The sequence below is a fragment of the bacterium genome (assembly GCA_031082185.1).
In the GTDB taxonomy this organism is placed as follows: domain Bacteria; phylum Sysuimicrobiota; class Sysuimicrobiia; order Sysuimicrobiales; family Humicultoraceae; genus VGFA01.
In genome coordinates this window covers 22,788-35,738 of the sequence record JAVHLI010000008.1, presented here as the reverse complement: position 1 = coordinate 35,738, position 12,951 = coordinate 22,788, and the positions used below count along the sequence as shown (strand labels likewise).

Genomic DNA, 12,951 nt, shown 5'->3' with positions numbered 1-12,951 from the left:
GCGGCGGGTTCCTATCCGGCGGGCCTTAGCCCGGTAGCCCCCTGCTCACCCTCGGGAAATCGGCTGAACACCGCGATTCCTGCGACCACGCAGGCCACAGCCAGCAGAGGCGCCACCCGTAGCCCAAGAGCGTATCCGAAGATCTGCAGCACGGCGCCCAGCGCGGCGGCCGCGACGCTTGTCGCGCCGTTGAGGATGAGACCCTGGAACGCGAAGAACATCCCCTCTAGGCGCTGCCCGTGCTCCCGGGCTACCTGCTGTGTGATGTCGGAAAGCATCGCGTTGGGCAGCACGAACAGCGCGGCCAGCGGCAGTCCGGCCAGCGCGGCCACCAAGTAGCCCTGGGCCGCCGGCCCGAACGGCACCGGCCACAGGCCGACCGATGCCAGCATGGGTAGGATCACGCCGGACGCGGCCATGGCCAGCAGCAACGCCCGCGGCTTGCCAAGCCGGCCGGCCATGGCAGCGACCGCGGGCAGCCCGAGCAGCGTTGCGGCCACGCTCGCGCCCAGCACACTGCCGACCGCCGCCCGGGGCAGGCCCATCAGGACCGTCACCATCAGGGCCATCGAGAGGTTCACCATCGAGAGCCCGAGCCACAGCAACGCAAACCCCACGATGAAGATCCGAAACGCCCGATGGCCGAAGACCATGCGCATCGCCGGCCAGAAGTCAACTCGTGCGTCGGCGATCGGCCGCTCGCGCACTGCCAGCCCTGCCACAAGGAGCGGGACCAGGCCCAGCGGCGCCAGCACCAGCCCCATGGCCGGATAGCCGGCCCGCGCAGCGAGCGCCGACGAAGCGAGGAACGCCGACGCGGTGCCGGTCAAACTGAACGCGCTCTGCCAGGCCGAGGTGACCACGCGATCCCTTCCGGGTTGGGTGACCTCGGGCAGCAGCGCCATGTAGGGGTTGAGCACGAACGTCAGCATGAAGAAGAAGGCGCCCAGCACCGCGGCCAGGAAGAAGAAGTTCGCCGCCGAGACCACCTCGTGAGGCGGCCGCCACAGCAGCGCGAACGAGACCGCCAGCAGCGGCGCGCCGGCCAGGATGAACGGCCTCCGGCGGCCGATCTGCCAGCGCAGCCGGTCGCTCCAGTGGGCCACCAGCGGATCTGCCAGCGCATCCACGGCACGCCCAATGCCCATGGCCAGGCCCAGAAGCGCCGGCGCCACCCGCTGGGGCAGGCCCTGATCCGGCGGCGGCGCATAGAAATAGAAGACCCAGAGGAGGACGGTCTGCTGGAGCAGACTGGAACCGAAGGGGCCGAGACTGTAGAGGATGCGCCGGGCGGGAGTGAGCACGCACGATGCTTCCACGCAGGCCACGCCGCATTCCTTGTTCAGTCGCCATCCGCAGGTGGAGAATGTGAAGGAATGATAGTCTGACAGAACAGGGCCGGGGCCGGGATTCAAGCTCCCAGAAGGGAGAGGTGGCGTTGCCCGACCTTCAAGCGCATACATGACCCGGATGGCCAAGTACTGGCAAAGCGAATCGCGAGTCAGCTTGGTCTCATGATGCCCGGCTTGCGCATTCCGTGGTCATTATTCTCGCAATCGTCGTTGTCCTCTCGAGCGTTCTTATGGCCAATGTGCCCGCGACCATCCATAAACAACCTACGGTCTGGGGACCTTCGTGGCCCGTAACAACTGTTACCCTGTTTCAAATGGCGCCTCGGCCAAACACCCCGAGGTTGATTGACGAGGGGATCTACTTGGGCACGTTACAGGGCGTTAGGCGGGGCGTCGATTTCTACCGGGCCCAGAACGACATGTTCAACTCAAACCCGGGCCGCTGGAACACTTACTCCCCGCTCACCTACCGCCAGCCGTTACTGACATACCTCTGGCTAGCACTCGGCTCCGGAGCTGTGATTGGCTTCGTGTACGGGGTGCTCGCGGGCATTAGCATGCTCGCCGCGTACTCGGCTACAACGCCCCTGCTCCGGCCAGTTTCCGCCATACTCACACCCTTCGCTCTGGGCGTCGTGTACACCGCGGCAATCCTCCACCCGCCTCGAGTTCTATACACCGAGATGTGGGCGGCGCCCATGGTGGTCATCGCCGGCGCTCTTTGCGTTCTGGTGCTAGAGAACCCTGAGCTGGCCTACTCCAACAGCAGGCGGGCGAAGGCGCTCAGTGCTCTTGGAGCGACTAGCGCCCTGTTCGCTATGGCGACAAGAGAGCCCTCAGCCATCCCTGTACTTATCATGCTCGCAGCGCTGTCATTCGACCGCGTCGCCAGAGCAAGGCGCTTGTGGATTCCCTGGGCCGGAAGCCTTCTTGTGTGGGCCGCTCTTTACGCTGTGCACGCCGCCCGAGTCCAGGCCGTTTCACAGGGCGATCCTGCTCCCCCGATCACGCAGGGTGGACTCCTGGCTTCGTACTTCCATCCGGGCCTGGCGTTCCTGTCCGCATGCGTGCGGTGGGTGAGTACAACCCCGGTGCTGGTGCCGGTGGTCGTGCTCTTCTGCATGATGGCGGTTGCGGGAGCGTGGACGCTGCGGAAGACGCGGCTTCGCGTGCTTGTCGGGGGGACGACTCTCGGGCTTCTCGCACTGCTCGTGCTCACGGGGACCCCAGGAACCTATCAGGACGGCTCATACACCGGCTACTGGGGATTCCTTTTCCTGCCCCCGATCATCGCTTGGGCAGCCCTGGGACTGCGGCTTGTGCCCGGCTCATCGCTCTCACGAGGCACTTCCTGACCCCACTCCTCCGGCGCACCACTTCGTAGCCGGCTCTAAGAGTGGTCCATGCTGAGTGCGCTAGCCAGGAGATCGAGCGGATTCGGCTGGTGCCGATGCTCGGCTAAGGTAAGAATGGTTGTATCTGGCGGCCACGCCGCCCGCATCTCAATTTCCAATGTGTTAGACCGGCAGAGAGAACACCCGACGGAGTCACAAGATGGCGTGGAAGATCCAATGCACAAGCAGCCGCTGCGCAGCGGGAGGACGGGCAGCAAACATCGTCGACCTGATCCGCAATCACTGCGACAAGGAGGGCTACTTCCTGTGCGGCTGTGGGAAACGCGGATTCATCGAGAAGTCATTTGAGCTTCAGGAACTCGGCAAGACCTGGGAGCCGTTCCTGAGAGGTATCATACCCCTGGGCGATCCCAGTGATTCCTACCAACCCTTCGTCTTCATGGTAAGCCACGCAAAGCGCGGCCGCGTCGACTCGGTGTGGTTCTCGTACTACAAGGACCTGCGCAACCGGCGTGGCGGTAGGCTTGAGTTGGGGTATGGGCCAGGCGGACCTCCGGTTCTTGACATGCGTAAGGTTCGCGAGCTCGTGAACGAACTTGTCAGGCGTGGCGTACTCAGGAAGTAGATGTTGCTCCCCCCCTGAAGCCTATGGATATCCGAGCGCGCGAGCGGAGGCCAACGACGCGCTCCTGCATCGCAGCGAGCGCATCTATCGCCGCTCCCACGGCACATATGGCAGCCCCCGGGTGGTCAAGTCCCTGCACAAACGGGGCGTCGTCGCGAGCGAGAATCGCGCGGCACGGCTCATTCGCGCGGCGGGACTCCAGGGCCGTGTGGTGAAGGTGACCCGCCGGGCCCCGGGCGTGCATCGCTTCTTCGAGGCCACCAACAACCTCAGGGTGGCCACCGCTCCTCCCACGGCGATCAATCAGCAGTGGGTAGGCAGCGTGAACCGACCCCGTTGCTGCCAGGACAACGCCCACGTGGAGTCCTTCTTCCACACCATGAAGACCGAGTGGATCCGCGGCCGGACCTTCGCGACATTCTCTGATCTCGAAGTGGCCCTCAAGGCCTACATCCGCCTCTACAACCACCAACGCCTGCACTCTAGCATTGGCTACCACACGCCCAAAGAGTATGAGAGACTAGTGGCGTGAGCCCGTTTCCACTTATTCGGGGGAAGATCCCGTCCTTAAGCGGGCGCGGCTGAGCGCCACGTTCTACGGCCTTCGAGCACGCGAGTGCCGGTTGTCGCCTTGGCGTGTCGCAGTTCACGCGGGTACGATGAGGTGGGAGGTGCGTCATGGCCGGAATTCTCGAGAGTAAGCGAGCACAGATCGCAGCGGCATGCGCGCGCCATGGGGTGCTGCGCCTCGATGCGTTCGGATCTGCTGTCCGTGGGGACTTCCGCCCGGGCGACAGCGATATCGACCTTCTACTCGAGTTCGGCCCGATGGACGCTTACGCTCGCATCGATGCCTACTTCGGCTTGCTCGATGAGCTCAGAGGCATCCTCGGCACCGAGGTGGGCTTGGTGATGGTGGATGCGGTCAAGAACCGCTACATCGCAGCCGACATCGAACGCACGAAGCAGGCGCTCTATGCCGCGTGACGCGCGCGCCTATCTGTCCGACATTATCGAGGCGTGCGACGCGATCACCGCGGCGCTTCTCGGCGAGGCGGTTTCGGCACTATCACGTGTCACACCTGATGCCTTCGCATCCATCACGCGCGCTCGCCGCATCGTCGACTTCCGCAACCAGCTCACGCACGAGTATCCGACCGTCGACGATGCTCTGGTGTGGGCGATAGCGGACCGCGATGTTCCTGTGCTGCGGGTTGAGTGCTCAGCACTGATGAGGAGCATGGAGGCCGGAGGCGAAGCGGACTAACCCGCGGATCAAGACAGACGCCGCTTCGCGGCGCTGGTCATCTGCATAGCGTTAGGCATCGCAACCGCAATCCGAGGCTGATCTCCAACGCGAGGGGAGGGTCCGGAGGCATGGGGCGGTGGGCAGGGCAGACCTTGCAGGCCGTATACGATGGTCGTATACTGCAAGAGATGGCACTTCTTCCGGAGTTCCTCCCGGGCATCATGGGGTTCCAGTGGGACGAGGGGAACTCTGAGAAGAACTGGCGTCGGCACCAAGTGACCCAGGCGGAGGCCGAACAGGTGTTCTTCAATCGGCCGGTGCTCGTGAGCGGCGACCCGAAGCACTCGGGGTTCGAGGTCCGCTATTTTGCCTTGGGGCGAACGGATGTTGACCGGAAAATCGCCGTCACCTTCACGCTGCGCGGTTCGTTGCTGCGCGTGATTTCGGCCCGGCCGATGAGCCGTCGCGAGGGGAGGGTCTATGGCCAAGCGCAGCGCGCTTAAGCTGATTCCGAAGTTCGCCTCGGAGGCGGACGAGAGGGCGTTCTGGGAGACGCACGACACGGCGGAGTATGTGGACTGGAGCCAAGCCCGGCTGGGGGTGTTTCCCGACCTGAAGCCGTCGACCGAGACGATCTCGCTTCGGGTGCCGGCGGGCCTCCTTGCGGAGTTGAAGACATTGGCGAACCAGCGTGACGTTCCGTACCAGTCGCTCCTCAAGGTCTTCTTGGCAGAGCGGGTCGCCCGCGAACGGACGACTCGTCGAGGGGCGATGCCAAACACGCCGCGGCAGCGGACGGTTCGTGCGCCTTCGCGCACGGCCCGCCACTGAGCGGCAGGCCGCTAGGTGACACACGAGGCCCCGGAGACTGCCGTATGGCCTTTAGCGAGAGCGAACAGAAACGGATCGACGCGACCGTAGGAGACCTGTGTCGGCGCATGTCGCCGGCACGATGCGCGGACGAGTTGCGGTTCGTCTACGAGATCGACGGGCATGGCATCTCCGTGTTCGAAGAGCGTCCTCCTTGGGACGGGCGTCCCGGCGAATGGACACGCATGGGAGTCGCGAGGTTCCGGTACTTCCGTTCCCGTGACGAGTGGACTCTGTATTGGATGCGCCGGGACCTCAAGTGGCACATCTACGACCCTGAGACGAGGAAACGCGACCTGCGCACCCAGGTGCGAGTCGTCGAGGAAGATAGCTACGGGGCGTTCTTCGGATAGCGTGGTCACCTAACCGGCGCGTCCAGCAGACAGGGCGCCAGGACGGTGTGCTCAAAGATGGGTATGCGCTGGCAGGATCGCATTGGGGTCACTCCCGGGGTGCGGAGCGGAAGACCCTGCGTCAAGGGAACCCGCATCACCGCGTGTGACATCCTCGAATACCTTGCTGGTGGCATGACCGAAGCACAGATCCTGGCCGACTTTCCTGACCTCACGCCGAAGGACATCCGTGCCTGCCTGGCCTTCGCTGCCACCCGCGAACGCCGGCTCGCGGGGACGAGAACCTGAGCCCCAGGCTGGTCCACGCTCTCGAACCGGAGTATCCGGGCAGTGCCCATGTCCGCACGCTTGGCCTGAGGGGCGCGACAGACGAGGCGATCTGGGAACAGGCCCGGCATGAGGGTTATGCCATCGTCTCCAAGGACAATGACTTTCGACAACTCAGTTTCCTCTACGGCGCTCCGCCCAAGGTCATCTGGCTGTCGGTCGGCAACGCCGGGACGGAGGCTGGCTTTCACTTCCCGCTCTCTGAAGGCACGGTCTAACGCGCCGATGGAGCAGACCCGCTTGGAAACGGGCGGCCTCTTGCAGGCGGTGGCGACCGCGGGCCGCTCAACGCCCGGTCGTTAGACCGACACCGCTGTGGCCCACGGCGGTACCACCCCCAGCCCCACCCGGTAGCCCAAGGCCCCCAGCACCAGGCCCAGGAGGACGGCGGCGGGTTACGCTGCGCCTCCCTCCTGGGCGCGTGGCCCGGGCACAGGGTAAGGCGTCCGGCCGTCGTATTATCTAGTCATCGCAAAGCGGGGGAGGAACTATGCTGCGCTATCTGACGGCGGGCGAATCGCACGGCCGGGCGCTGGTCGCCATCGTCGAGGGCCTGCCGGCGGGGCTGCGGGTGGACGAGGGCTGGTTCAACACCCAGATGGCGCGGCGCATGCAGGGGTACGGCCGCAGCGGCCGGATGCAGCTCGAGCAGGACCGGGTTGAGATCGTCGGCGGCCTGATCCGCGGCGAGACCATCGGCGCGCCCGTGGCGCTGTGGATTGAGAACCGCGACTGGCGCCGGGACGAGCCGGACATTACACGGCCCCGGCCCGGCCACGCCGACCTGGCCGGCGCGCTCAAGTACGGCTTCGATGAGGTGCGCCGCGTGCTGGAGCGGTCCAGCGCGCGCGAGACCGCCGCACGCGTGGCCGCCGGCGCCCTCTGCGGTCGGCTCCTGGACGAGTTCGGGGTGCGCCTGTTCAGCCACGTTACTGAGATCGGCGGCGAGGCGATTCGCGAGCGTCCCGCTCGCTGGGAGGAGATCCCGACGCTGGCCGAGCTCTCGGCGGTGCGCTGCGCGGATCCCGAGGCCGAAGTCCGCATGAAGGCGGCGGTTGACGCGGCCCGCTCGCGTGGGGACACGCTGGGCGGCGTGTTCGAGGTCGTAGCGCTGGGCCTGCCTCCGGGGCTCGGCAGCCACGTCCATTGGGACCGCAGGCTCGACGGCCGCATCGCCGCGGCCGTGATGTCCATCCACGCGGTCAAGGGCGTCGAGTTCGGGCTTGGGTTTGAGGCGGCGCGCACGCCGGGCAGCAGCGCCCACGACGAGATCCTCCACGACCCGGCGCGCGGTTTCTACAGGGAGACGAACCGCGCAGGGGGCATGGAGGGAGGCATGACGAACGGCGAGCCCCTGGTCGTGCGGGCGGCGATGAAGCCGCTCTCAACGCTGCGCATACCGATGCGCTCCGTGGACCTGAGGACGAAGGAAACGGTGGAGGCAGCCGTGGTGCGCAGCGACGTCTGCGCGGTGCCGGCCGCCGGCGTGGTGGGCGAGGCGATGGTAGCGTTCGTGCTTGCGGAGGCCTTCTTGGAGAAGTTCGGCGGCGACGCGATGGCGCACATCAGGCAGTCCTTCGACCGGTACATGGAGGAAGTGCGGCGGTGCTGACCATCATCGGTCGGCGCGTTAACCTGAGGGAGTTCCGGACAGGAGACGCCGCCTGGCTGGTCCGGACGATGGCGCGCGGCACGTGGTGGAGGTGGGATGCGCCGTGGGAAGGTTCTCCTTCCGAAGACGAACTGAGCCGGGTGCCCGTGCGGATTGCCGCCATGATCCGCGAGGCTGCCTCGCCGCCCAGGCGCATGATAATCGAGACGCGGGCTGGATCTCCCATCGGCACCGTCTCCCGCTACTGGGTGGACGAGCGCACCCAGTGGCTGGAAGTAGGCGTGGGCATCTACGCGGCGCGCAACTGGGGCCGGGGCTTTGGACCGGCGGCGCTTGGGCTGTGGGTGGACCACCTCTTCGAAGCCCTGGAACTGCGGCGCATCGGCCTGCGCACCTGGTCCGGGAACGAGCGGATGGTCCGCCTTGCCCTCCGCCTGGGGTTCCGGAGGGAGGCCGTCTTCCGGGAGGCCTACGCCACCGCGGACCGCGCCTACGACCGGGTTGCCTTAGGCCTGCTCAGGCGGGAGTGGCAGCGGGCCCGGCGTTCCTGGCCTGGGTAGCCTGATGCGGACGATTAGCCGCAGCGCCCGACTTTCAGAGGTCGCCTGTCGTCGCGTGCGCGTGAACCTAGGCCCCCGATCGTACGATATCGTGGTGGGCGCAGGCGCGATCTCCCTGACCGGGCACGAGATGCAACGGCTGGGCGCGGGCCGCCAGGCCGCGGTGCTGTCCAACCGGGGCGTGTTGCGCCGCTTCGGTGATGCGCTGGTGCGGTCTCTGGAGGGATGCGACTTCGCGGTTCAAACGTTGACCGTTCCCCCAGGGGAGAAATCCAAGAGCCTCCGTCAGGTCGCGCGCATCTACGATGCGCTCAGCCTGGCTGGATTCAACCGCGACGACACGCTCATTGCTCTGGGCGGGGGCGTGGTGGGCGACCTGGCCGGCTTCGTCGCCGGCACCTACATGCGGGGCATCCGCCTGGTGCAGGTGCCGACCACCCTGCTGGCCCAGATTGACAGTGGCATCGGTGGGAAGTCGGCGGTCAACCACCCGCGCGCCAAGAACCTGATCGGGGTCTTCCACCAGCCGGCGTTGGTGGTGGCCGACCCCGACGCGCTGTGGTCGCTGCCGCCCGCGGAACTGCGATTTGGGCTGGCCGAGGCCGTTAAGTACGGCATGGCGATGGATCGGGTGCTGTTCGAGATTCTGGAGGGCTTTACCCCCAGGAATTTCACCCCCGAGAGTCTGGAAGAGATCGTGTATCGCGCTGCCGCGCTGAAGGCCCGCGTGGTCGAAGAGGATGAGTTCGATCGCGGTCCGCGCGAGGCGCTCAACTATGGGCACACGGTGGGACACGCCATCGAGGTAGCGCTCCCCGGCCGCTTCCCGCACGGCGCCGCGGTCGCCATCGGGATGCGCGTGGAGGCCTGCGCAGCGGTGAGGCTCGGTTTGCTGGAGGAGGCGGACGCAGCCCGTCAGGCCGCCCTGCTGGAGCGGCTGGGGCTGCCGGTGACGGTGCCGGCCGGCCCCATCGCCCCGCTGCTCGAGGCGATGCAGTTGGACAAGAAACGGCGTGGCGGCAGGATTCACTGCACCCTTCCCGAAGGCATCGGCCGTGCTCGGCTGGGAGTAGAGGTTCCTGACTCCCTGATGCAGGAGGTCGTCGAAGAGTGCCAAGAATCCTAGGCGTACGCGGCGCGATCACGGTGGAGTCCAACACCGCGGAGGCGATCCGCGAGGCAACGCGCACGCTGCTGGCTGAGATGGTGCGCGCCAACGATGTTGAAACAGACGAAATCGCCGCGGTGATCTTCACGCTGACGACCGACCTCAATGCCGCCTTTCCGGCCGAGGGCGCCCGGCAGATGGGCTGGACCGCGGTACCGCTCCTCTCGTCCACGGAGATCGCCGTGCCGGGCGCGCTGGAGCGGTGCCTGCGCGTGCTCATGCTGGTGAATACGTCCAGGTCGCAGGGCGAGATCACGCACGTCTACCTGCGCGGAGCCGAGGCGCTAAGGCCCGACCTCAACCCTCACCTCCGCCACGCGGCCCCCGCCGGTGATTCGTGAGAGAGATCCATCCTCTGGGGGCTCCCCCGGATGCGTCCATTAGTATCCCCGGCTCAAAGAGTCTGACCAACAGGGCCCTGCTGCTGGGCGCGCTGGCCCGCGGCAGGTCGCGACTGACCGATGTCCTGTTCAGCGACGACACCTGCGTCATGGTCGAGTGCCTGCGGCGCCTGGGCTTCGCAGTTCAAGTTGACCAGCCGGAACTGTTGATGACCGTGGAGGGCCGCGGCGGGGAAATTCCGGCGGAGAGCGCCGATCTGTTCGTCGGGGGCGCCGGGACCGCGGCTCGGTTCCTGACGGCGATGGTGGGTCTGGGCAGCGGCAGGTACACGATTGACGGCACGGAACGGATGCGGGAACGGCCGATCCAGGACCTGCTCGACGCCCTTGGGATGCTCGGTGTGGAGGCCGTTGCAGAGCGCGGAACGCCGCCGGTCGTGGTGAATGCCCGCGGCCTGCGCGGCGGACGCGCGGTGGTGCGCGGCGATACCAGCAGCCAGTTCCTCTCCGCGCTGCTGATGGTGGCGCCGTACGCACAGGACGATGTGGAGGTGGTCCTGGAAGGCCGCCTGGTGGAGGCCCCTTACGTTGAGATGACGTTGGCCGTGATGGAGGCGTTTGGAATCCGCGTTGAGCGCGAGGGTCTGCGGCGGTTCTTCTTCCGGTCCGGAGGGTGCTACCGCGCGCGCGACTACGCCATCGAGCCGGATGCCAGCGCCGCCGCGTACTTCTTCGCGGCCGCGGCCGTCACCGGAGGCCGGGTGCGGGTGCCGGGGCTCTCAGCATCCTCGCTACAAGGGGACGCGCGCTTCGTGGACCTGCTCGAGGAGATGGGCTGCCGGGTAGTGCGCGGCGAGGACTTCCTTGAGGTCTCGGGCAGCGGGGTGCTGCGCGGAATCGAGGCGGACCTCTCCGAGATGAGTGATCAGACCATGACGCTGGCCGCGATTGCGCCCTTCGCCGACGGTCCTACCCGCATACGTGACGTTGCGCACATCCGACACCACGAGTCCGACCGGGTGGCGGCCACCGCCACCGAACTGCGGCGGTTGGGTCAAGAGGTGGAGGAACGCGACGACGGCCTGGTGATCATGCCGAGGCCTCTGCGGCCGGCGGTGGTTCAGACATACGATGACCACCGCATCGCGATGGCCTTTGCGGTCACCGGCCTGCGGGCTCCGGGGATCGCTATTGCGAACCCCGGGTGCGTGGCTAAGACCTTCCCGGACTTCTTCGAGCGGTTGGAAGACCTCCGCCCAGTCCCTGTCTAGCCCTACTTGGTCTCAGTCGGCGTCGGCTTGAACGTGAACCGAGTACCGCAGTTGCGGCAGCGCCACTTCTGACTGCCTGTTTCGTCCACACCCTGGTACTCGAGGTGCGTACTTTTACACCCCGGACACCTTGATGCGCCTTTCATGCCCATGGTCGTCCTCCTCTCTTCTGGGGAATCCTTACGGGCCCGCGGGCCGAACTCCTGCGTGCCTAGCCGCCCAGGCCCGGCTGGCGTCGGCCGGCCAGGAGCGCGCGGACGACCGGGCCGACGGCGCCTAGCCGCTGGCGCAGCCTCCCGGCGAACAGCAGCTCGTTCCCCCGGCGGAAGTACTCATAGGCCGGCCGCGTGTATGGGTACCACCACACCTTAGGCGTTGGTACGCGGTCCACCACGCACGCGCGCGCCTCGGTCACCTCCCACAGGGCATCGGGTCCGTGCAGCCGGCCCCACCCGCCGGAGCCGCTTCCGCCCCACGGGCAATCCAGCATCGCGTAGGCCGAGGCGTGATCGTTCACCATGACCAGGCCTGCACGCATCTGGTCTGCCAGTCGCCTCCCGCGCTTCAGGTCCCGCGTCCACACGCTGCCGGTCAGCGCGAAGGGCGACGCATTGGCACGGGCGACCGCCTCCTCCTCGTCGGCCACGGCTACCACGGGCAGGACCGGTCCGAAGGTCTCCTCGCGCATTACGAGCATCTCATCGGTCACGTCGGCCAGGACGGTCGGCGGGTACCAGAAGCCCGGCCCCTCGGGGATGCGGCCCCCGGTCAGCAGCCGAGCCCCGCGCTCGACCGCGTCGGTAACGTGGCGGTGCACCCTCTGCCGCGCCGACTCCCTGATCAGCGGGCCGAAGGCCCAGTGCGTGGCCGGGGCGTGCAGGCGGCCCGCGTGCTCGGTGAACCCGGCCAGATCTGTCAGGCGCGCGGTGGCCTGTAGCACCCGATCAACGAAGGCTTCGGCTCTCTCGCGGACGACGTAGACCCGCTCCACCGAGCAGCAAAGCTGTCCGGTGTTGCTGAACGCGTTCCACACCGCGCCCTGCGCCGCGTAGGCCACGTCCGCATCCGCGCAGACAACCATGGCATCCTTGCCATCCAACTCGAGCAGCGGGGGCCTCCTGCCCGCATCCGCCAGGGCGCGCGCGACCGAAGCCCCGGTGGCGGCGCTGCCGATGAACACGATGCGATCGGTCTGTGAAGCCACGAGTGCCGCTCCGGTCTCGGGGCCGCCGGGGACCACATTGAACAGCCCGGCGGGCAGGCCGGCATCCGCGAAGGCGCGCGCGATCTCCAGGACGGTCAGGGGAGCATACTCCGACGGTTTGGCGACCACCGCGTTCCCGGCCACCAGGGCAGGCACGATGGCGCCCATCGCAAGCGAGAAGGGCAGGTTCCACGGCGTGATGGCCCCGATCACGCCCAGGGGCTTCCGGTACACCCGGCCGGACTTGCCGAAGAAGTAGGGCCGGAAGCGCGTCCGGAGTGCGCGCGGGCGCAAAACCCGATCCCCCTCCGCCGCGTAGTATGCCAGGCACTCAAGGCCGGTCGGGATCTCCGCGCCGCCGACAGACTCGCAGGGAGGCTTGCCGGTCTCCAGCAGGATGGTCGCCGATATCTCGTCGATGCGATCCACCATCAAGTGCATGGCTCGCCGCAGCACGCTGCGCCGGGTGGACCAGGAGCTCTCTGCCCAGGCCGGTTGGGCCCGGCGGGCCACATCCACCGCCTGCCGGACATCGTTTGGCCCGGCTACCGCGTACCGATAGGCGTCCTCACCGGTGCAGGGGTCCTGGCCCACTGCCCAGTTTCCGCTCTCGGACCACCCGCCGCCGATCCACAGCCTGCCCTCGCGCATGGCAGTCTCCTCC

At 67.0% G+C, this 12,951-nt stretch carries 17 protein-coding genes; 15 read left to right on the top strand and 2 right to left on the bottom strand.

The genetic code is table 11. The features are described 5' to 3' along the window. Window positions 1-11 precede the first annotated feature (11 nt). The gene (locus RDU83_08840; GenBank protein MDQ7841117.1) at window positions 12-1,304 is read right to left on the bottom strand and encodes an MFS transporter; all 1,293 of its coding nucleotides are present in this window, start codon (window positions 1,302-1,304) and stop codon (window positions 12-14) included. Window positions 1,305-1,714: 410 nt separating this feature from the next. Here RDU83_08840 and RDU83_08835 point away from each other — a divergent pair, with 410 nt between their 5' ends. From RDU83_08835 to aroA, 15 genes are all read left to right on the top strand, one after another. Beyond that, window positions 1,715-2,707: a hypothetical protein gene (locus RDU83_08835; protein MDQ7841116.1), complete on the top strand. Its 993-nt coding sequence runs from the start codon at window positions 1,715-1,717 to the stop codon at window positions 2,705-2,707. Window positions 2,708-2,906: 199 nt separating this feature from the next. Continuing rightward, window positions 2,907-3,332, top strand: a complete 426-nt coding sequence (locus tag RDU83_08830; GenBank protein MDQ7841115.1) for a hypothetical protein — start codon at window positions 2,907-2,909, stop codon at window positions 3,330-3,332. Window positions 3,333-3,549: 217 nt separating this feature from the next. Beyond that, a complete protein-coding gene (locus RDU83_08825) occupies window positions 3,550-3,864 on the top strand; it encodes an integrase core domain-containing protein (protein ID MDQ7841114.1) in 315 nt (104 codons plus the stop codon). 146 nt (window positions 3,865-4,010) lie between these two features. Continuing rightward, on the top strand, window positions 4,011-4,319 hold the full coding sequence (locus RDU83_08820) for a nucleotidyltransferase domain-containing protein (protein MDQ7841113.1): 309 nt from the start codon (window positions 4,011-4,013) through the stop codon (window positions 4,317-4,319). Beyond that, the gene (locus RDU83_08815; protein MDQ7841112.1) at window positions 4,309-4,599 is read left to right on the top strand and encodes a DUF86 domain-containing protein; all 291 of its coding nucleotides are present in this window, start codon (window positions 4,309-4,311) and stop codon (window positions 4,597-4,599) included. Before RDU83_08820 ends, RDU83_08815 begins: the two co-directional genes overlap by 11 nt. 110 nt (window positions 4,600-4,709) lie before the next feature. Beyond that, window positions 4,710-5,084, top strand: a complete 375-nt coding sequence (locus tag RDU83_08810) for a BrnT family toxin (protein MDQ7841111.1) — start codon at window positions 4,710-4,712, stop codon at window positions 5,082-5,084. After that, window positions 5,062-5,412 (top strand): BrnA antitoxin family protein, encoded by a 351-nt coding sequence (locus tag RDU83_08805; protein ID MDQ7841110.1) that lies wholly within the window; start codon window positions 5,062-5,064, stop codon window positions 5,410-5,412. The genes RDU83_08810 and RDU83_08805 overlap by 23 nt, the downstream gene beginning before the upstream one ends. Before the next feature lie 107 nt (window positions 5,413-5,519). Next, on the top strand, window positions 5,520-5,804 hold the full coding sequence (locus tag RDU83_08800) for a DUF3024 domain-containing protein (protein MDQ7841109.1): 285 nt from the start codon (window positions 5,520-5,522) through the stop codon (window positions 5,802-5,804). A 63-nt stretch (window positions 5,805-5,867) separates the two neighbouring features. After that, window positions 5,868-6,092, top strand: coding sequence for a DUF433 domain-containing protein (locus RDU83_08795; protein ID MDQ7841108.1), 225 nt, complete (start codon window positions 5,868-5,870; stop codon window positions 6,090-6,092). Continuing rightward, window positions 6,038-6,349, top strand: a complete 312-nt coding sequence (locus RDU83_08790) for a DUF5615 family PIN-like protein (protein ID MDQ7841107.1) — start codon at window positions 6,038-6,040, stop codon at window positions 6,347-6,349. The genes RDU83_08795 and RDU83_08790 overlap by 55 nt, the downstream gene beginning before the upstream one ends. A gap of 272 nt (window positions 6,350-6,621) precedes the next feature. Further along, window positions 6,622-7,743 (top strand): chorismate synthase, encoded by a 1,122-nt coding sequence (aroC, locus tag RDU83_08785; GenBank protein ID MDQ7841106.1) that lies wholly within the window; start codon window positions 6,622-6,624, stop codon window positions 7,741-7,743. Then, complete coding sequence (locus tag RDU83_08780; protein MDQ7841105.1) at window positions 7,737-8,303, top strand: GNAT family protein; 567 nt, start codon at window positions 7,737-7,739, stop codon at window positions 8,301-8,303. Before aroC ends, RDU83_08780 begins: the two co-directional genes overlap by 7 nt. A gap of 4 nt (window positions 8,304-8,307) precedes the next feature. Then, entirely contained in the window at window positions 8,308-9,429 is a 1,122-nt protein-coding gene (gene aroB / locus RDU83_08775) for a 3-dehydroquinate synthase (protein MDQ7841104.1), read from the top strand. Beyond that, window positions 9,414-9,812, top strand: coding sequence for a chorismate mutase (aroH, locus tag RDU83_08770; GenBank protein MDQ7841103.1), 399 nt, complete (start codon window positions 9,414-9,416; stop codon window positions 9,810-9,812). Before aroB ends, aroH begins: the two co-directional genes overlap by 16 nt. After that, window positions 9,809-11,083 carry a 3-phosphoshikimate 1-carboxyvinyltransferase gene (gene aroA, locus RDU83_08765; protein MDQ7841102.1) on the top strand — a complete coding sequence of 425 codons (1,275 nt, stop codon included), beginning with the start codon at window positions 9,809-9,811 and terminating at the stop codon, window positions 11,081-11,083. The genes aroH and aroA overlap by 4 nt, the downstream gene beginning before the upstream one ends. Window positions 11,084-11,294: 211 nt before the next feature. Here the strand turns inward: aroA and RDU83_08760 are convergent, their stop codons facing one another. Beyond that, on the bottom strand, window positions 11,295-12,938 hold the full coding sequence (locus tag RDU83_08760; protein MDQ7841101.1) for an aldehyde dehydrogenase family protein: 1,644 nt from the start codon (window positions 12,936-12,938) through the stop codon (window positions 11,295-11,297). Window positions 12,939-12,951: the final 13 nt, after the last annotated feature.